Below are 20390 nucleotides of genomic sequence, written 5' to 3'. Positions count from 1 at the left end.
AGCGCTTACTTACTGCTTCGCTACGATTTCATCGTTTTCAACATCCAGAGTAATTGGTTTACCTGGGATTAATCTGCCTGACAGAATCTCTTGTGCCAGAGGGTTTTCAATCTCTTGCTGAATCGCACGTTTCAACGGACGAGCACCAAAGATTGGGTCGAAACCAGCTTCACCAATTTTCTCTAATGCAGCCGCTGTTGCAATGACTTCATAACCATGTTCTTCCAAACGTTTATATAAACGAGCTAATTGAATATTCGCAATATTCGTAATTTGCTCTTTACCTAATGGATGGAATACCACGACTTCATCAATACGGTTAATAAATTCAGGTCTGAAGTTATGAGCGACAACTTCCATCACCATATCTTTCATTTCTGAATAACCGATCATGCCAAAACGTTCTTGGATAAGATCGGAACCTAAGTTTGACGTCATGATAATTACAGTATTACGGAAATCTACCGTTCTACCTTGTCCATCAGTTAAACGACCGTCATCTAATACTTGCAACAAGATGTTAAATACATCTGGGTGCGCTTTTTCAACTTCGTCCAGCAAAATAACTGAATATGGACGGCGTCTTACCGCTTCAGTTAAATAACCGCCTTCTTCATAGCCCACATATCCTGGAGGTGCACCGACTAAACGAGATACAGAGTGTTTCTCCATAAACTCGGACATATCGATACGAACCATGGCGTCGTCACTATCAAACATAAAGTTTGCCAGTGCCTTACATAATTCAGTTTTACCTACCCCAGTAGGGCCTAAGAACATAAACGAACCAATTGGGCGGTTTGGATCTGACAACCCTGCGCGACTACGACGGATAGCATTCGACACAGCCACAACCGCTTCATCTTGACCAATCACACGTTGGTGCAGTTGTTGTTCCATTCGTAACAGTTTTTCTCTTTCGCTTTCAAGCATTCTTGATACTGGAATACCTGTCCAACGAGCCAGAATTTCTGCGATTTCGACATCAGTGACTTTATTACGTAAAAGCTTCATGCTTTTACCTTCTGCTTTCGTCGCTGCTTCTAACTGTTTTTCTAATTCAGGAATACGTCCATACTGCAACTCAGACATTTTTGCTAAATCGCCATTACGACGCGCTTTCTCCATCTCAATACGCGTATTTTCTAATTCAGCTTTAATGTGTTGAGTGCCAGTTAATGATGCTTTCTCTGCTTTCCACTCTTCTTCTAATGCAGAATATTCACGCTCTTTTTCCGCCAGCTCTTCTTCTAACATTTCCAGACGTTTTTTACTGGCATCATCAGACTCTTTTTTCAGTGCCTGTTGTTCCAGTTTTAATTGGATAATACGTCTTTCCAGCCTATCTAAAGATTCTGGTTTTGAATCCATCTGCATACGTAAGCTAGCGCCCGCTTCATCGATTAAGTCGATAGCTTTGTCTGGCAGCATACGGTCAGTAATGTAACGGTGCGATAATGTAGCAGCCGCAACAATTGCAGGGTCAGTAATTTGCACATGATGGTGCAACTCATAACGCTCTTTCAAACCACGCAAGATAGCGATGGTGTCTTCAACTGATGGTTCTGCAACATATACTTTTTGGAAACGACGCTCTAACGCAGGGTCTTTCTCTATATATTGACGATATTCATCAAGAGTTGTTGCCCCCACACAGTGCAGTTCACCACGAGCCAGTGCAGGTTTTAACATGTTACCGGCATCCATCGCACCGTCGGCTTTACCCGCACCTACCATAGTATGCAATTCATCGATAAACAGAATGACGTTACCTTCTTGTTTAGCAAGGTCATTCAGAACACCTTTCAAGCGCTCTTCAAATTCACCACGATATTTCGCCCCTGCAATCAGTGCGCCCATATCCAGTGATAATACACGTTTGTTTTTCAATCCTTCAGGGACTTCACCATTGACAATACGCTGTGCAAGTCCTTCAACAATCGCCGTTTTACCTACACCAGGTTCACCAATTAATACTGGGTTATTTTTAGTACGACGTTGTAATACTTGGATGGTACGACGAATTTCTTCATCACGACCAATCACAGGGTCTAATTTCCCTTGTTCTGCACGTTCGGTTAAATCAACAGTAAATTTTTTCAAAGCTTGGCGCTGGTCTTCAGCGCTTTGGTCATTCACTTTTTCGCCACCACGCATCTGTTCTATTGCCTTTTTCAAATTGTCTTTATTAACACCTGCTGCTTTTAACATATCAGCGAGGGTTGTATTGGCTTCTAAAGCAGCGAGCAGAAATAGTTCTGAGGAGATAAAGTCATCCCCATTTTTCTGAGCAAGCTGGTCACATAAGTTCAAATGACGCATTAAGTCACTTGATGGTTGTACATCCCCAGCAACACCTTGTACTTGAGGGAGCCGAGCCAATGCATCTTCAATTTTGTTTTCGAACGCAACTGCGTTCACGCCGAGCGTCGTCAATAATGGACGCACGGTGCCACTTTCTTGATTAAACAAAGCACTGAGTAAATGAATTGGTTCAATAAACTGATTTTCGCGCCCAAGGGCTAATGACTGGGCGTCAGCGAGAGCTTGCTGGAATTTATTAGTTAAACGATCCAGACGCATAACACCTCCAATAGAATATGATTAAATTTGCTACTGGAGATAAGATGCGGTCTGTTTTTAAATATTCAAGTTTTAGGTGGGATTATTTTTTCAATATTTGTTAATTTGGAATATTATTCCATGAACTAGTTATTTATCCATATAAGGGATGCCATTCTTCCTGTTCGTCCCTCGCGTCGGTAGGAAAAAAATCTGTTTTCATCACTTACTGTACAAAATTCACCGCCATAAATGGCGGAAACGCCCGCTGCTTGTAGCTTTTTACGTGCAAGTAAATAGATGTTTGCCAGAAATTTGTCATTGTGAGGTGTAAACGCATCCGCAAGATCGGCTGATTGATGAGTAAATGCTTGTTTAACTTCTACACCAACTTCAAATCTCTCAGGACCAATAGCGGGTCCCATCCACGCCATAATGTCACTTGGTTGTGCATTAAATGCCGCTAGCGTATTTTCCAATACGCCATTGCAGAGACCTCGCCACCCAGCATGAGCGGCTGCTACTTCTTTACCATCGCGGCTGCAAAACAATACTGGCAAGCAATCCGCCGTCATGATGGTACATACTTGACCGACTTGATTGGTATACACCGCATCCGCTTGGCGATTTTTAATCTCGCTTCCCGTTAAATGCAGAACATGAGTACCATGTACTTGCTCAAGCCACACAGGTTGCTGTGGCAATTGAGCAAGCTTTTCAAGACGATGACGATTTTCACTGACTGCCTCAGGCAAATCCTCAACATGGTCACCTAAATTTAGGCTATCAAAAGGTGGAAGGCTCACTCCACCAGCACGAGTTGTACTGCATGTTGAAATATTTTTAGGCTGCGGCCAATCAGGGAAAATCAACGTATTCATTACCAGTCCATATCGTCTTTATGAAGTTCAGTGTCAGCTTTCAGTGCTTCAATCAATTTCACCATATCATCAGGTAATGGCGCATGCCATTCCATTTGAATGCCGGTAATTGGGTGATAAAGACGCAGCATTGTTGCGTGCAGCGCTTGTCTATCAAAACTACGCATCACTTCGAGGAACTCTTCTGTTGCTCCTTTCAGTGGACGTGGTCGACCACCGTATAATGGGTCGCCAATTAATGGATGGTTGATATGCGCCATATGAACACGGATTTGGTGCGTTCTGCCAGTTTCTAAGCGTAAACGTAAGCGCGTATGTGCACGGAAATGTTCCATTACACGATAGTGAGTCACCGCAGGTTTGCCCATTGGATGCACTGCCATGTGCGTTCTTTTGGTTGGATGGCGAGAAATTGGCTCTTCCACCATACCACCCGCAGTCATACGACCAACGGCGACCGCTTCATATTCACGCGTAATTTCACGACGTTGCAACGCTTCCACTAAGTGAGTTTGTGCTGGAACCGTTTTAGCGACAACCATCAGCCCAGTTGTGTCTTTGTCTAAACGGTGAACAATACCCGCTCTTGGTACATCCGCGATTTCAGGATAGCGATATAATAATGCGTTTAAAATGGTTCCGTCCGGGTTGCCAGCCCCTGGATGAACAACTAAATCACGCGGTTTATTAATAATTAGGATATCTTCATCTTCATAAACAACGTCAAGTGGAATATCTTGAGGTTCCCAACGGGAATCTTCTTCAATTAAGGCATCGATGGAAATTTGTTCACCACCTAAAACTTTTTCTTTTGCCTTATTGATAACTTTGCCGTTAACCTGCACTCTATCGTCTAAAATCCATTCTTTTATTCGAGAACGTGAATAATCGGGGAACAATTCAGCCAAAGCTTGATCTAAACGTTGACCAAGCTGTGATTCAGCGATAGTTGCACTTAATTGTACTTGTTGAGCCATAAATTAATCTACTTTTTGGTGTTTGTGTTTTGACGGCGCTGCCGTTTCATTTAAAATGTATGCTATTGTAACTCGAATTTTGCCGGGAGCCTTACGGATAGACTCCCTCGATACAGTCAGAGGATAACCAACACGTGATGATACGTATGAAATATCTGGTGGCAGCTGCCACGTTGAGCCTGGCTCTCGCCGGATGCTCCAGCAATAACGAAGTCAGCCCCGATAGTTCCCCAGCTGAGATTTATAGTACAGGTCAGCAAAAATTACAGGACGGTAACTATAGCGCGGCAATTAAACAGTTTGAAGCGTTGGATAACCGCTACCCGTTTGGTCCGTATGCTCAGCAAGTACAGTTAGACCTGATTTACGCCTATTATAAATCAGCTGAGCTACCAATGGCGATAGCTTCGATTGACCGTTTCATGCGTTTAAACCCAACTCATCCAAATATTGACTACGTACTTTACATGCGTGGCTTAACGGCAATGGCGTTAGATGACAGCATGTTACAAGGTTTCTTTGGTATCGATCGCTCTGACAGAGACCCACAACACGCATTGGTTGCGTTCAAAGACTTGAGCCAGCTAGTTCGTTACTATCCGAACAGCCCATATTCCAACGATGCAAGTAAGCGTTTAGTTTACTTAAAAGATCGTTTGGCAAAATTTGATCTCTCTGTCGTTGAATATTACAACAAACGTGGGGCCTATGTCGCGGTTGTTAATCGTGTCCAACAAATGTTACGTGACTATCCAGATACAGAAGCAACGCGTCAAGCGCTTGGATATATGGAAATTGCGTATAAAGAGATGGGCTTAGACAAAGAAGCAAATAAAGTCGGCAGCATTATTGCAGCAAACCAATAAATTGCTTTTTAACACTATCGAATGAAATTAAGAACGGCAGCTTCGGCTGCTGTTTTTTTTGGTAGTTTTAATCGTGATTTGAAATACTGCGGGTTTAAAGATAAATACGAGTGAGAGATAGTTTTGAACTTTTTCTTTTAAAATTCATAGCCTAAAATTTTACCCAAAAAAAGTACCGGCTATTTACCGGGTCGATAGCCAACTTTCCCAGTCTCCCTCAATATAGTTATTTTGGCAATCCTTTTACCTGCCTTTTTTAGCCAAAATCACACTTCAAGTGGGTACCCTCTCCCCCATAATTTAAGTGTGATCTAGATCATTTTTTTATTCTTGGATATCGGTATTCTGAATTCATCAAAGACGGAAACAATGAGAGGTAACTATATGATAGTTAACATTACTAGCAAACAAATGGACATCACACCCGCAATTCGTGAACACATTGAAAGCCGTCTAGCAAAACTCGATAAATGGCAAGTTTCCCTGATTAGCCCCCATGTGGTGCTATCAAAAGAGCCTCAAGGTTTTATGGTTGATGCCAACATAAAAACCGCTACCGGACAGTTGGTAGCAAGTGCTAAGCATGAAGATATGTACGTTGCAATAAATGACCTTATCAACAAACTCGAAAGACAGTTAAACAAAGTGCAACATAAAGGAGAATCAAGAAGGGCAACTAGTAGTGTAAAAGAAGCGAATCTAGAAACGTTGTAATCAGTTACGTTTAAGTAGTTACGTTATATTTTTATATTATCAATCCACTTATCTTGAAACCTTCCAAACGCGCTCATCATGGGCGCGTTTTTACGTTGTGCGCTGTTTTTTTGTTGACTTCTCGTTCACTATCATGTCTATTTGAATAACTTCACTCGAAAGGATTTCCCATGAAACTAAATACTGTTTTCTTTTTCTTCTTTAGCCACTCACATTAAGGGGCTTTTGTCGTTCGAGAAAAAAAAGAAGACAATATTTTAAAGCCCCCTACCTAGGGGGCTTTTTTATTCACTGATGTTTGATAGGGTCGCAGAATGGAAAATAGCACTAATTTACTGAAAGTACGTGAGAAAATTAGCCAGTTAGACAGTGAACTCCTTGGGCTTCTTGCAAAACGTCGAGGCTATGCAATTGAAGTTGCGGAAACCAAAATCGATGATAACCGCCCAATCCGTGATAAAGAGCGTGAACGCCAATTACTCGATGTATTAATTAATAAAGGCACGCCTCTGGGTCTTGATGGTTTTTATATTACACGCTTGTTTCAGATGATCATTGAGGATTCTGTTCTGACTCAACAAGCTATCCTGCAAAAACATTTAAACCTGACACCAAGCGATACCGCAAGATTTGCATTTTTAGGGCCGAAAGGTTCTTATTCCCATGTTGCCGCACGTCAATATTCAGCTCGTCATTTTGATCAACTGGTTGAATGCAGCTGCCATAAATTCCAAGATATCTTTTCACTCGTTGAAAGTGGTCAAGCAGATTACGGTATTTTACCTATTGAGAATACCAGCTCAGGGGCAATTAATGATGTTTACGATTTACTGCAAAATACATCATTATCCATTGTCGGTGAAATTCGTTTACCGATTAACCATTGCTTGTTGACCACGCCAGGCAGTGAATTAAGCAAGATTGATACGGTTTATAGCCACCCTCAGCCATTCCAACAATGTAGCCAATATTTATCTCAATTCCCTCATTGGAAAATTGAATATTGCGACAGCACATCTACAGCAATGCAAAAAGTGGCAGAACATAATTCCCCTAATGTAGCTGCATTAGGCAGTGAGGCTGGCGGTGCATTGTATGGCTTAACTGTTTTGGAGCATAACTTAGCGAATCAGCAAATTAATATGACTCGCTTTATTGTTGTGGCTCCACGTGCAATTGAAGTAACTGAACAAGTTCCAGCAAAAACCACATTACTAATTACAACCGGTCAACAAGCTGGTGCATTAGTAGATGCTTTAATTATCTTAAAAAATAATAAGATAGTGATGAGTAAATTAGAATCTCGCCCAATTAATGGTAAGCCGTGGGAAGAGATGTTTTATGTGGATGTTCACGCTAACTTGCGTTCAGATAATATGCAACAAGCACTGAGAGAATTAGCGGAGATCACCCGCTCAATTAAAATTCTTGGCTGCTACCCGTCTGAAAATATCGTTCCCGTAGAACCAGAAAAAATGGCGCCTTAGTTTTAATTTTGGCTCAAAAAAATAACACAGGTTATTAGCCTGTGTTATTTTTCTTAATTATGATTTCTGTCAATCACGATTTTTGTATTGTCGCACTGAGTTTAAAGTAATTAACTAAGTTTTGAAGATGGTAAGCTTGGTCGTTTAATGAATCCGCCGCCACGACCGACTCTTCTACCAGCCCCGCATTTTGTTGTGTTGTTAAATCCAATTGCCCCACGGCGCTGTTAATTTGTGAAATACCATCACTCTGCTCCCTGCTAGCTTGACCAATTTCACGCAATAACGCATTCATCTCTTCAACACTGGTGACCATACCGTGGATCTGCTGGCTAGCTTGTTCAACCAACTCCATCCCTTCTTGGGTTTGTGAAGAGGAGTTTTCGATTAACGAACGAATATCACTGGCCGATGCAGCGCTTTTTTGTGCTAGTAATCTCACTTCACCCGCCACTACCGCAAACCCACGGCCATGTTCTCCCGCCCTTGCCGCTTCAACGGACGCGTTCAAGGCTAAGATATTCGTTTGGAAGGCAATAGAGTCGATTAGGTTAATGATATCCGTCATTTTTTGAGACGAACCATTAATTGCGCGCATTTTATCGGTTAGCTGAACCATCATCTGACCATTGTTTTTGACCGTTACAGCGGTATTGTCAGCCAACATTGTCGCTTCATGGGTATGTTCAGTGGTGTTCTGTACCGTGGACGTAATTTGCTCCATCGAACTTGCCGTTTGCTCAACAGAAGCCGCTTGCTCTTCCGTTCTAGCCGCTAAGTTCTGATTACCCGCGACAATTTGTCCTGCTGCCGCAGAAATACTCTCAGACCCATTTTGAACCTCTTGGACAATCTCAAGTAGATGCCCTTTCATTTCACTGAGTGATTCAAGTAAGATCCCAGTTTCATCTTTAGATTGTACTTGAATATTTTGGGTCAAATCACCACTGGCAATCGATTTAGCAAAATCAACCGCTTGATCTAAAGGTTTAGTGATAATACGCGTGATGTACCACCCCATAACGCAGCCCACTACAATGCTAATGATTGATAAAAATGCTAATAAAACACGATTTGCTTTATAGTCATCTTCCACCTGATAACCCGTTTCTTGCATCAACATGTTTTGAATAGCAATCAAGTTTTGGACTTGCTCACGATATTCCCGCTGAATGGCTGATGTTTTTGTCATCATCATTTCAATCGCAGCTTGGCGATTTCCCTGATTCATAAACTCCGTCATCTGTTGCTGAGCACTAATAAATTTAGCTCTCACCTCTTGGATATTATCAAGCACTTCACGAGAACGGCTATCGGTTATGCTTCGGTCTAACTCATCCAGCAGATCAGAAATGTTTTGGCTAATTTTAACCAGCTCTTCCTTGCGTTTTTCACTCCCTCGGTCATCCAATAAAATCAATTCTTGGATACCAATATAAGAATAAAAGTTATCCATCACCGAGTTTGCATTAGCGGTTATTGGATAACTTTTAAAAATGACGTTCTGAATGCTTTCATTTGCACGATTCATATTCACTAATGAAAACAGGGAACTTAAAACAATTAGCGTGATGAAAACGCCAAACGCGATAGTTAATTTCAAACTAATTTTGAGGTGCTTAAAAGACATAGGTTTACCACACTTATCATCATTTAATGATTAGTGTTATCGGTCAAAGATAAGGGATCTTTATTAGATAAATCGTTTAATTTATAAATATCGATATTATAAATTGATTAATTTCTAATTAATTAGTGGATAAGCCCACCCAAGGAAGAAGCTCAATTGTAAATTTAGGATAAACCACGGAAATAAGTACAATTACTTATTTATTATTAATATTTATAATAAATAAGTACAATTACTTATTTATTATAAATATTAATAATAGAAATGCGTTTAGCACTTTTAGCATAAAGATAGCCATTACCCTTTTTCATCGATTTATCGAGTAATGGCTAAAGAAACTATTTACGGTTATCGTTCGCCCGTTGTAATAGAGACTGGCTTTCTTTCATGAAATGATGTGCATCTTCACCAAACCACTGACTGACTTGCTCAAAGTGTCGAATAAATTCGGCTTTATCTTTGCGCTCCAGCATTTCAATGGATTGCCCCAAAAGCTGGTAATAACGGCGGATCAATTCAACATTTTCGTCCGAAGACATGATGATATCTGCATACAATTGTGGATCTTGTGCAAACAAACGCCCTACCATTGCCAATTCAAGACGATAAATTGGGGAAGAGAGATCCAACAGCTGCTGTAGATCAACCTGCTCTTTTGCTAAATTTTGCCCATAAGTAAACGTCGTAAAGTGGCGTAACGCCTGAATAAAACTCATATTACGATCGTGTTCTTCAGGCTTAATCGCTTTCAAGCGCGCGCCCCAAACCTGTAACTGCTCCAGCAACCACTGGTAAGATTCCGCTTTTCGCCCATCACAGAATGCAAAAACTTGCTTGGCAACACTGCCAATATCAGGACCAAACATCGGATGTAATCCTAATACAGGGCCTTGATGCACTGACAGCATAGCCTCAAGTGGCTTTTGCTTCACAGAAGCAATATCCACTAAAATTGTTTCTGGATCTAAAGTAGGCAAACGTTTAATGACATCAACAGTAAGGTGGATAGGTACACTAACCATCACCACGCTTGCACCAGAGACTATCGAAGCCGCATTATCCCAATCCTGCTCACCCAGCAATTTAACCTGATAACCAGACAGGGAAAGTAGACGGTGAAATAACCGCCCCATTTTTCCATTCCCACCGACGATCACAATTGGGCCAGCGGTAGGGTTCAGTGTTTTAAATCCTTTGTCATTTTCGCGCGCATAAGACTCACGCATGATCCGTCGAAGAATATCTTCAATCAGATCAGGCGGGATCCCCATTCGCTCCGCTTCTGCTCGGCGAGCTGCCAACATGCTGGATTCACGCTCAGGCACGTAAATAGGTAATCCATGTTGGCTTTTGACTTCGCCGACTTCAGCCACTAGCTGCAGCCGTTTGGCTAACAAATCTAATAATGACTTATCAACTTCATCAATCTGTTCCCGTAAATGGGATAATTCAGCAGACATACCAATCCCTTGCTCAGCTCACTTTACTTAATTTCTGCCCACGCTGCTCAAGCACTGGTGATAATGCTTGGTGTAATTTACGCAACACAGACTCAGTTTCTTCCCAGTTAATGCATGCATCTGTCACCGAAACCCCGTATTTCATATTTTCACGTGGCTGTTCTGATGACTGGTTGCCTTCATTAATATGGCTTTCAAGCATAATACCTGTAATTGATTCATTACCATTAACAATTTGCTCGATAATTGAATCAACCACCAGAGGCTGACGACGAAAATCTTTATTTGAGTTACCGTGACTGCAATCCACCATTAATGATGGTTCTAGCCCCGCTTTTTTCATTTCGGCTTCACAAGCCGCAATGCTTTGCTCATCATAGTTTGGTGTTTTGCCACCACGTAAGATCACATGACCATTTTTATTGCCGCTGGTGTGCAGCAAGCAAACCTGACCGGATTGGTTGATTCCCATAAAGCGATGTGGCATTGCAGCAGCTTTTAACGCATTGATGGCTGTAGATAAACTGCCATCTGTGCCGTTTTTAAAACCGACTGGCATTGATAAGCCGGATGCCATTTCACGGTGAGTTTGGGATTCCGTGGTTCTCGCTCCGATGGCTGACCAACTGAATAAGTCACCTAAGTATTGTGGGTTATTAGGATCTAACGCTTCTGTCGCCAGTGGTAATCCCATATTCACTAAGTTGGTCAATAAATCGCGGGCAATGTGTAGCCCTTTTTCCATTTCAAAGCTGCCATCCATAAATGGATCGCTAATTAAGCCTTTCCAACCCACGGTTGTACGTGGTTTTTCAAAGTACACACGCATCACAATATATAAGCTATCACTTAACTCAGCGGCAAGTTTCTGTAAACGCTCACCGTATTCGATGGCAGCATCTACATCATGGATTGAACAAGGACCACATACCACGAGTAAGCGCGGATCACGCTGATGAATAATATCAGCAATCACTTTACGCGATGTCGCAATGGCATGCAGGTTGCTGTGACTCAATGGGTATTTTTGTTTCAGACTTTCAGGGGTGATAAGAACCTGCTCGTCTTGAATATTTACGTTATTGAGTACATCTTTTTGCATGATCATTTGATTACCTATTTAGCTTATTATTTATTAGTGATGTTATTTATCGATCTTGTGTTTGGTGCGTGAGAGATAACATATCATGCATCGTAAAGATTTCAATCCAAAACCGTAAAATAATTCAATTAAGTGTATATGAAAAATTACACAAATTTATAATATTGAATTTAAATGATATTTAAGAATAAAAAGAGAATAAGTTCATATTAAAAAGCAAAGCAAAAACAAAAATAGTAAAGATAAGTTTACGAAATGGGGTTTGTTGAGCGGTATATTCTAAATAGTTCGAGTTGTGGCTAGGCGGCAAAATGAAGACAGCGCGGGGAGCATACATAAGTATGTGACCTGTGTGGCTGAATGAAGCCAACACCGCCACAGCGCGAAATATGACGAATATAAAAAAGGCCCGCAAATGCGGGCCCTTTAACTTTCGGATGTAGCGAAAGCGTATTACTTGGCGTTCAGACGCTCTTTGATACGAGCTGCCTTACCAGAACGCTCACGCAGGTAGTACAGTTTAGCTCTGCGAACAGCACCACGGCGTTTAACAGCAATGCTATCTACGACTGGAGAGTGAGTTTGGAATACACGCTCAACACCTTCGCCGTTAGAAATTTTACGAACAGTGAATGCAGAATGCAGACCGCGGCTACGGATAGCGATAACCACGCCCTCAAATGCCTGCAGACGTTTTTTAGAGCCTTCTACGACCCATACCTTAACTTCCACGGTGTCACCCGGACGGAATGAAGGTACGTCCTGCTTCATCTGCTCTTGTTCAAGTTGTTTAATAATGTTGCTCATAATAACTCTCTTACCCTAGGTAAACTGATATGTTTAGACAATTAATTGTCTGGATTCACTGGTTGCTCAGCCTGATATTCCCGTTGGAATTCAGCTAGCAACATCCTCTGCTCGTCAGTCAGAGCTAGGCTTTCTAGAAGCTCAGGTCTTCTAAGCCAGGTACGACCGAGTGACTGCTTCATGCGCCAGCTATCGATCTTGGCATGGTTTCCTGAAAGTAGTATGTCAGGAACTTGCATGCCGTCTAACACCTCTGGTCGAGTATAGTGAGGACAATCTAACAAGCCATCCGCAAAAGAATCTTCTTGAGCTGAAGCTTGATGACCTAGTACTCCAGGAATAAACCGAGAGACTGAGTCTATCAACACCATAGCAGGGAGCTCCCCACCACTGAGAACGTAATCACCGATTGACCATTCTTCATCAATTTCGGTTTGAATGATCCGCTCATCAATACCTTCATAACGACCACAAACAAGAATTATCTTCTCGTTTGTTGCCAGTTCACAAACTCCGTCTTGACCGAGTTTGCGACCTTGAGGTGAAAGATAAATCACTTTTGCACCATCACCGGCCTCAGCTTTTGCTGCGTGGATTGCATCTTTTAACGGTTGCACCATCATCAGCATGCCTGGACCACCACCATAGGGGCGATCATCAACGGTTTTGTGTCTATCGTGAGTAAAATCTCTCGGATTCCAACACTCAACCGTTAGCAGGCTATTTTTCACTGCCCGACCAGTTACCCCGTACTCGGTTATTGCGCGGAACATTTCGGGAAACAGGCTAATTACCCCAATCCACATGATTTATCCCACTCATAAAAACCGGTAAACCGGAGATTTAAAAACCAGGATCCCACTCCACTTCAATAATTTTGGTGGAGAGATCGACTTTCTTGATAACCTGCCCATCAAGAAACGGAACCAACCGCTCCTTGATGCCAAATGCATCTTTTAAATTTGCCTTGATCACGAGAACGTCATTCGATCCCGTTTCCATCATATCAATCACAGTACCAAGGTCGTAACCCTCAGACGTCACTACATGGCAGCCCATAAGGTCTTTCCAGTAGTATTCATCGTTGTCCAAATCAGGAAGTTGGGTTGAATCAACCGCAATTTCAAAATTGGTCAATAGAGCAGCTGCATCGCGGTCTTCGACCCCTTTGAGCTTGACGATGATATCTTTGTTATGATGTTTCCAATCTTCTATTTCAATATGTTGCCATTGACCAGAGCGTTGGATAAACCAAGGTTGATAATCAAAAATACTTTCAGCATGTTCGGTGGAGGAAAAAACTTTGAGCCAACCACGAATACCGTATGCCGCGCCTAATTTGCCCAATACAATTGGGTTTGCAGGAGGCAGTAGTTTAGTTTGCTTGCTCATTGTTACCACCGTGACAGATTAAGCTACTTTTTTAGCTTGTTTGACCAGTTGTGCAACACGGTCAGAAACAGTTGCGCCTAAGCCAACCCAATGCTCAATACGGTCCAGGTCTAAACGCAGTTCTTCTGCTTGACCTGCAGCGATCGGGTTGAAGAAACCGATACGCTCAATGAAACGACCGTCACGCGCATTGCGGCTATCGGTTACAACGATTTGGTAGAACGGACGTTTTTTAGCGCCGCCACGAGATAAACGAATTGTTACCATAACATCCTCATTAGTTAACAAAACAACCAGACTCCATCGAGGGATAGAGTCCGGCTGTTATATAAAAAGCCCGAAAAGTTTACTCACTTTGACGAAAAAATCAATCAAAAGTACACTTTTGTTTCAGGCTTTATTGCTTAACGCCCCGGGAAACCCGGAGGCATCATACCCTTCATACCGCGCATCATCTTGGCGAGGCCGCCTTTCTTCATCTTTTTCATCATGCGCTGCATATCATCAAACTGTTTTAAGAGTTTATTAACCTCTTGTACTGTGGTTCCAGAACCCGCAGCAATACGGCGTTTGCGAGATCCTTTAATAATCTCTGGTTTTTCGCGTTCTTTACGCGTCATGGATTGGATCATCGCTTCCATACGGATGGTAATTTTGTCATCCATTTGGGATTTAACCGCGTCTGGTAACTGGGACATGCCCGGCATCTTACTCAGCATGCTGGTCATTCCGCCCATATTACGCATCTGTTTTAGCTGGTTTAAGAAGTCATTAAAATCAAAGGTATCCCCAGTTTTCAACTTCTTCGCTAATTTTTCAGCTTCATCACGGTCAACTTTGTGTTCAATCTCTTCAATCAGAGATAACACATCCCCCATGCCTAAAATACGTGAAGCCACGCGTTCAGGGTGGAAAGGCTCAAGGGCATCAGTTTTTTCACCAACCCCTAAGAATTTAATTGGCTTACCAGTAATGGAGCGGATAGATAATGCAGCACCGCCACGCGCGTCACCGTCAACTTTGGTTAAAACAACCCCGGTTAATGGCAATGCTTCGTTAAAAGCTTTCGCTGTGTTAGCTGCATCTTGCCCTGTCATGGCATCAACCACAAACAAGGTTTCAACTGGATTGATTATACGATGGACTTCTTGGATCTCTTCCATCATCGCTTCATCAACGTGTAAGCGACCGGCGGTATCCACTAACAGCACATCGTAGAATTGTAATTGTGCGTGTTTTAAGGCTTTTTGAACAATTACCGCTGGCTTTTCTTGGACTTCAGATGGGAAGAAATCAACGCCAACCGCTTGTGCTAAAGTTTCTAACTGTTTGATCGCAGCAGGGCGATAAACGTCGGCAGAAACTACTAAAACTTTTTTCTTTTGCTTTTCTTTTAACAGTTTACCCAGTTTTGCAACGCTGGTTGTTTTACCCGCACCTTGCAAACCTGCCATCAACACAACAGCCGGAGGCTGAGCAGATAAATTCAGTTGGTGATTTTCTTCACCCATTGCGCGGGTCAGTTCATTTTGAACAATTTTAATGAACTCTTGACCCGGTGTTAGGCTTTTATTAACGTCTTGACCAACAGCACTTTCTTTGACTTTTTGAATAAATTCACGGACGACTGGCAAAGCAACGTCGGCTTCCAGTAACGCCATGCGAACTTCGCGTAATGTATCTTTAATATTGTCATCAGTCAGACGTCCACGCCCACTGATATTGCGCAAAGTGCGCGATAGTCTGTCAGTTAAATTATCAAACATGTGTCTTAGCTCAATTCTGTTATGGGCCTATATGTAGCCTTATTTGGTTACTCGCGCGCTGTATTTCAAGGGCAAACTCAAGATAGCCACGGCACAATTCAACGCTGTGTTGGTCGCCGATTGTATCATACTTGATGGGGTTTCGCTGTTTCGTTTCATTAAGCTAAGTGAGCAGCCTAAATGAGCGATTAGTAAAGAATATACAGCGATACGTCATACCAATAGTTGGAGCCTACACTTGCACGGGTTATACTAGTTAATTACTATCCACTTAAAATGAATAACGACACTATACTATGCCCGTATTTGCAGTCATAGCAGTTTGTACATACATGGTCAGTCTGCTGCTGATCGTTCCCGGACAAGTGCGCAAGCAAGCTCTTTATCGTCGATTGGCTATTTTATTAGCTATCGTGGCGATGGTTACTCACGCAATCACGTTGAAATTACAAATTTTTAGTGAAGCCAGCGGGCAAAATCTCACCCTCTTAAATTTAGGTTCCTCTGTCAGTCTCTTAATGTGTTTGATTATGACGGTGGTTTCCTATTTAGGGCGTGCGTGGTACTTAACCCCTATTGTGTATAGTTTCGCGATTATTAACCTGATTTTATCTACGATTATGCCTGGTGAGTTTATTACTCATTTAGAGGCAAGCACCCCATTATTTGTCCATATTGGCTTAGCTTTATTAAGCTATGCTACGTTGCTTATCGCGGCGTTATATGCGTTTCAAGTTGCCATTATTGACTACCAGCTTAAAAACAAAATTCTGAAATTTAGCCCTGATATGCCGCCAATGATGGTCATTGAACGCAAAATGTTTCACGTCACTCAGGTGGGCGTCATTCTCTTAACCTTAACGCTATGCACGGGCTTTATTTATATGGATAACATCTTTGATAAAGAGAATATCCACAAATCCGTACTCTCTGTTATTGCTTGGTTTGTTTACGTTATTTTGCTGTGGGGGCATTTTCATGGTGGATGGCGAGGCAAACGCGTCCTCTTTTTCCATGTGGGCGGTTCACTTATCCTTACCTTAGCGTTTTTTGGTAATCGATTAATTCAGCAATTAACCATGGTGTAGAGCCATTTTAGTCTTAAACGACCGTTATAAATAAGGAACCTTGTTTTGGATGAAGTATCTACTGGTACTCTAATCATCATACTGATTGTTTTAATTTTTTTATCCGCTTATTTTTCAGCGTCAGAAACCAGTATGATGACGTTGAACCGTTATCGGTTAAAACATTTAGCGAAACAAGGTAATCGCTCCGCTATCCGCGTTGAAAAACTACTACGCCACCCCGACCGCTTACTGGGCTTAGTATTGATTGGTAACAATCTAATCAACATTGTTGCTTCTGCTCTCGCGACCATTATCGGGATCCGCTTATATGGCAATATGGGTGTCGCCATTGCAACTGGTGTGCTCACATTTGTTATTTTGTTATTTGCAGAAGTGATGCCAAAAACCATCGCGGCACTGTATCCAGAGCGTATTGCCTTCCCTAGTAGCTTTATTCTTACGCCACTGCAAAAAATCATGTTACCTGTCGTGTGGGCGTTTAATACTATTTCCGCCCTTTTTATGCGCTGCTGTGGAATAAAAGTCTCAAACACTCGTAATGATGCGGTCAACAAAGAAGAGTTACGCACTATTGTTCATGAGTCCAAAAACAAGCTCAGCCGCCGCAATCAAGACATGCTGATTTCAATTCTTGATTTAGACAAAGTGACCGTTGGCGATATTATGCTGCCACGTAATGAAATTGTCGGTATCGATATTAATGATGATTGGAAATCGATTGTTAGGCAGCTCACGCACTCCCCTCATGGGCGCATTGTTCTGTATCGTGACTCTCTTGATGATTTGATTGGTATTTTGCGAGTGCGAGAAGCTTATCGATTGATGGTAGAAAAGCGCGAATTCAACAAGCAGAATTTGATCAAAGCCGCCGATAGTATCTATTTCATTCCCAATAGCACACCTCTCAACGTTCAGTTGGTTAATTTCCAGCATAAAAAAGAGAAGTTTGGCATTATCGTTGATGAATATGGCGAGATCCAAGGTTTGATCACCGTAGAAGATATTTTGGAAGAAATTGTCGGTGATTTCACAACATCAATGTCGCCTTCTCTAGCTGAAGAAGTCATGCCTCAGAGCGACGGCAGCGTCCTTGTGGATGGAACAGCAAACATTCGTGACCTAAATAAAGCATTTGATTGGAACCTCCCTATTGATGGCCCTAGAACCGTTAATGGGATGGTTTTAGAGGTATTAGGTGATATTCCACAGCCTGAAGAACAAATTGTTATTGGCCACTATGTTATCGAAGTTTTAGTAATCAACGATAATATTATCAAGCAGGTAAAAATCACCCCACTCGGTTTTGACTCACAAGTCCCTGAATTTTAATTATTCATTTCAAAGAAAAAAGCCTTAAAAACCTGATCAATTGGTCGGTGATTTTAAGGCTTTTTAGTCTGTTTTTTTTTCAACAACTAAACATGAAGCTGGGCAAGCTTTTCTTCTGGCAATGCAAGTTCATCGTTTTTATTAACGAGAATATCCTTCGCAAGCACACTTCGAGCAATTTGTTGAGCTTCTTCAAGCGAGTGCATCATGTAAGTACCACATTGGTACACATTAAGCTCTGGGATCTTATTTTGGTCTTGCACATGCAGCACATCCTGCATAGCGGCCTTCCAGGCTTTTGCAACACGTTGCTCATCCGGTTGACCAATCAAGCTCATATAGAAGCCTGTACGGCATCCCATTGGCGAAATATCGATGATTTCAACACCGTTACCATTAAGGTGATCTCGCATGAAGCCAGCAAAAAGGTGCTCTAGGGTATGCGTTCCTTTTTCTGTCATTGCTTCTTTATTTGGAACTGTAAAGCGTAAATCGAATACTGTGATAGTGTCTCCATGAGGCGTTGTCATCGTTTTCGCTACACGAACAGCAGGAGCAGCCATACGCGTATGATCCACAGTAAAACTGTCTAATAACGGCATTTCATGACCTCCAAAAAAATAATTTTAAAAAAATGAAACTAATCCAAAAATGCAGAGTCTTAATATGTGAAAGACGCGCAAATTGTTATCATCCCTAATTCTTTAAAAGATTTTTTATTTGGCCACCTCGTTGTGGCCATTTTCTTTTAGCGTCCTGCGTGGATTTTAAGATACTCTTCAAAGCTTTCGCTCTGATCTTGCTCCATTCGCTTCTGCTTCTCAATTGAAGCCAAACGTGCTTGTTCAAACTGTTCTTCAGTGATCACTTCATAAGGTTCATTAATTAACTGCTGATAGTATTTTTCAGCTAATTCTAATCCATAGCCACCGATACCTTTTTCCAGCATTTCGTCCATCACCAGCGCTGAATAGGTCAAGTTTGGATCTTCAAACATGGCGACAAACTGATGACACACATCTTTGTATTTTGCATCACAGCAGGTATCCAAAACTTCAGCCACACGGATCAGATCTTTAAACAGCGTTTGTCCCACTTCAACCAATGGTTTGAGCTCGCTACCACAGCCAAAGCCGATCACCTGCTCCGGTTTACGACCTTCAAGGATCACGCGGTTCCAGTTTTTTCGGCAGCAATCCAGCTCTTGAACATTCATTTCCGGGGCATCTGCAAGCACACACCAAATAAGGAATAAATCCACAAAGCGGGCTTGAGTTTCGTTAACCCCAATAGGGCTAAATGGATTGATGTCGAGGGAGCGAACTTCAATATATTCGATACCACCACGTAATAATGCATCAGAAGGCGATTCGTTACCTTGAGGTACACGCTTCGGACGAATTGGTGCATACAGCTCGTTCTCGATCTGTAGCACATTAGTGTTCAACTGAACGTACTTGCCATCTTTTTTCACGCCCAGCTTTTCAAATTCAGCGGAAGACTTGTGAATGGCTTTTTTCAGATTTTCCACATATTCATCAAGGTGGTTAAACGTAATATTTAAATCACTCTGAGATTTATTGGTGTAACCTAAATCGCTCATTCTCAATGAAGTTGCGTAAGGCAGATAATAAGTACCGCACTCGGTCTTGCTAAAGTTCAGTGAGGTTTCTCTGTTCTTTAAGAAAGAACCGCAAATAGCGGGAGATGCGCCAAATAAGTATGGGATCACCCAACCAAAGCGATAGTAGTTTCTGATTAGACGTAAATAGCCTTCAGAAATTTTTTCCTTTCCGCTTTCTGCGTCTTCAACACCCGCCCACGCTTTCCAAAACTCAATTGGAAATGAGAAATTATAGTGAACGCCCGCGATGGTTTGCATTAATGCCCCATAGCGGTTTTTTAACCCTTCACGATACAGAGTTTTAAACTGCCCCACATTGGAGCTACCGTATTGCGCTAGTGTGATCTTATCTTCACTTGCAATAAAGCAAGGCATACTTAACGGCCACATTCTTTCATCGTGTAAATGACGTGCCGTATAGCGATGCAGATCCCGCAAAAAAGCCAAGTTGTGGCTAATGCTTTTATCTACAGGAGTAATAAATTCGAGTAAGGATTCCGCAAAATCCGTGGTGATCCATTTATGGGTAAGGGCTTTCCCCAGCTCATCTGGATGTAATGTCTCGGCTAACGCACCTTGAGGTGTCACGCGTAGTGTTTCACGCTCAATACCGCGTTGAATGCCATTGAGAATTTCCGGGTGCGCTTCTAACCATGAGAGCGCTTTTGATACGTCCGGGATCAAATCGACCTCCCGCCTGTG

The 20390-nt window shown here is 42.1% G+C and carries 18 protein-coding genes and 1 other annotated feature; of the genes, 5 read left to right on the top strand and 13 right to left on the bottom strand.

The window, feature by feature from the left end; translation table 11 throughout:
- Positions 1–9: 9 nt before the first annotated feature.
- The 3 genes from clpB to rluD form a co-directional block, all read right to left on the bottom strand.
- A complete protein-coding gene (clpB, locus tag QS795_RS04235; RefSeq protein ID WP_286270840.1) occupies positions 10–2583 on the bottom strand; it encodes an ATP-dependent chaperone ClpB in 2574 nt (857 codons plus the stop codon).
- 125 nt (positions 2584–2708) lie between these two features.
- Positions 2709–3443 (bottom strand): purine nucleoside phosphorylase YfiH, encoded by a 735-nt coding sequence (yfiH, locus tag QS795_RS04230; protein ID WP_286270841.1) that lies wholly within the window; start codon positions 3441–3443, stop codon positions 2709–2711.
- Positions 3443–4420, bottom strand: coding sequence for a 23S rRNA pseudouridine(1911/1915/1917) synthase RluD (gene rluD / locus QS795_RS04225; protein ID WP_154604589.1), 978 nt, complete (start codon positions 4418–4420; stop codon positions 3443–3445). The genes yfiH and rluD overlap by 1 nt, the downstream gene beginning before the upstream one ends.
- 137 nt (positions 4421–4557) lie before the next feature.
- Between rluD and bamD the strand changes: the two genes are divergently transcribed.
- From bamD to pheA, 3 genes are all read left to right on the top strand, one after another.
- Entirely contained in the window at positions 4558–5286 is a 729-nt protein-coding gene (bamD, locus tag QS795_RS04220; RefSeq protein WP_154604595.1) for an outer membrane protein assembly factor BamD, read from the top strand.
- Between the two features lie 384 nt (positions 5287–5670).
- Complete coding sequence (raiA, locus tag QS795_RS04215; RefSeq protein ID WP_154628191.1) at positions 5671–6000, top strand: ribosome-associated translation inhibitor RaiA; 330 nt, start codon at positions 5671–5673, stop codon at positions 5998–6000.
- A gap of 169 nt (positions 6001–6169) precedes the next feature.
- Positions 6170–6289 (top strand) — a sequence feature (Phe leader region).
- A 25-nt stretch (positions 6290–6314) separates the two neighbouring features.
- Entirely contained in the window at positions 6315–7487 is a 1173-nt protein-coding gene (gene pheA, locus QS795_RS04210) for a bifunctional chorismate mutase/prephenate dehydratase (protein ID WP_286270847.1), read from the top strand.
- Positions 7488–7560: 73 nt separating this feature from the next.
- Here the strand turns inward: pheA and QS795_RS04205 are convergent, their stop codons facing one another.
- From QS795_RS04205 to ffh, 8 genes are all read right to left on the bottom strand, one after another.
- On the bottom strand, positions 7561–9117 hold the full coding sequence (locus QS795_RS04205; RefSeq protein ID WP_318626937.1) for a methyl-accepting chemotaxis protein: 1557 nt from the start codon (positions 9115–9117) through the stop codon (positions 7561–7563).
- A gap of 338 nt (positions 9118–9455) precedes the next feature.
- The gene (gene tyrA / locus QS795_RS04200; protein ID WP_286270851.1) at positions 9456–10577 is read right to left on the bottom strand and encodes a bifunctional chorismate mutase/prephenate dehydrogenase; all 1122 of its coding nucleotides are present in this window, start codon (positions 10575–10577) and stop codon (positions 9456–9458) included.
- Positions 10578–10590: 13 nt separating this feature from the next.
- Positions 10591–11685, bottom strand: coding sequence for a 3-deoxy-7-phosphoheptulonate synthase (locus QS795_RS04195; RefSeq protein WP_154639452.1), 1095 nt, complete (start codon positions 11683–11685; stop codon positions 10591–10593).
- Between the two features lie 447 nt (positions 11686–12132).
- The gene (gene rplS, locus QS795_RS04190; RefSeq protein ID WP_036949834.1) at positions 12133–12486 is read right to left on the bottom strand and encodes a 50S ribosomal protein L19; all 354 of its coding nucleotides are present in this window, start codon (positions 12484–12486) and stop codon (positions 12133–12135) included.
- Between the two features lie 41 nt (positions 12487–12527).
- Positions 12528–13292, bottom strand: a complete 765-nt coding sequence (trmD, locus tag QS795_RS04185) for a tRNA (guanosine(37)-N1)-methyltransferase TrmD (RefSeq protein ID WP_154604584.1) — start codon at positions 13290–13292, stop codon at positions 12528–12530.
- A 37-nt stretch (positions 13293–13329) separates the two neighbouring features.
- The gene (rimM, locus tag QS795_RS04180; protein WP_154604583.1) at positions 13330–13878 is read right to left on the bottom strand and encodes a ribosome maturation factor RimM; all 549 of its coding nucleotides are present in this window, start codon (positions 13876–13878) and stop codon (positions 13330–13332) included.
- Between the two features lie 18 nt (positions 13879–13896).
- Entirely contained in the window at positions 13897–14145 is a 249-nt protein-coding gene (gene rpsP / locus QS795_RS04175; RefSeq protein WP_036949828.1) for a 30S ribosomal protein S16, read from the bottom strand.
- Positions 14146–14282: 137 nt separating this feature from the next.
- A complete protein-coding gene (gene ffh / locus QS795_RS04170) occupies positions 14283–15644 on the bottom strand; it encodes a signal recognition particle protein (protein ID WP_286270863.1) in 1362 nt (453 codons plus the stop codon).
- A gap of 296 nt (positions 15645–15940) precedes the next feature.
- Here ffh and QS795_RS04165 point away from each other — a divergent pair, with 296 nt between their 5' ends.
- Positions 15941–16732 carry a cytochrome C assembly family protein gene (locus QS795_RS04165; RefSeq protein WP_154639451.1) on the top strand — a complete coding sequence of 264 codons (792 nt, stop codon included), beginning with the start codon at positions 15941–15943 and terminating at the stop codon, positions 16730–16732.
- A gap of 45 nt (positions 16733–16777) precedes the next feature.
- Positions 16778–18064: a CNNM domain-containing protein gene (locus QS795_RS04160; protein ID WP_286270867.1), complete on the top strand. Its 1287-nt coding sequence runs from the start codon at positions 16778–16780 to the stop codon at positions 18062–18064.
- 86 nt (positions 18065–18150) lie between these two features.
- Here QS795_RS04160 and luxS read toward each other — a convergent pair whose 3' ends face one another.
- Both luxS and gshA read right to left on the bottom strand, forming a co-directional pair.
- Positions 18151–18666 (bottom strand): S-ribosylhomocysteine lyase, encoded by a 516-nt coding sequence (gene luxS / locus QS795_RS04155; protein WP_286270868.1) that lies wholly within the window; start codon positions 18664–18666, stop codon positions 18151–18153.
- Positions 18667–18812: 146 nt separating this feature from the next.
- On the bottom strand, positions 18813–20372 hold the full coding sequence (gene gshA, locus QS795_RS04150; protein ID WP_286270869.1) for a glutamate--cysteine ligase: 1560 nt from the start codon (positions 20370–20372) through the stop codon (positions 18813–18815).
- Positions 20373–20390 lie beyond the last annotated feature (18 nt).

The sequence above is a fragment of the Providencia zhijiangensis genome, assembly GCF_030315915.2.
Lineage (GTDB): Bacteria > Pseudomonadota > Gammaproteobacteria > Enterobacterales > Enterobacteriaceae > Providencia > Providencia zhijiangensis.
This window is presented reverse-complemented; position numbering and strand designations above follow the sequence as displayed.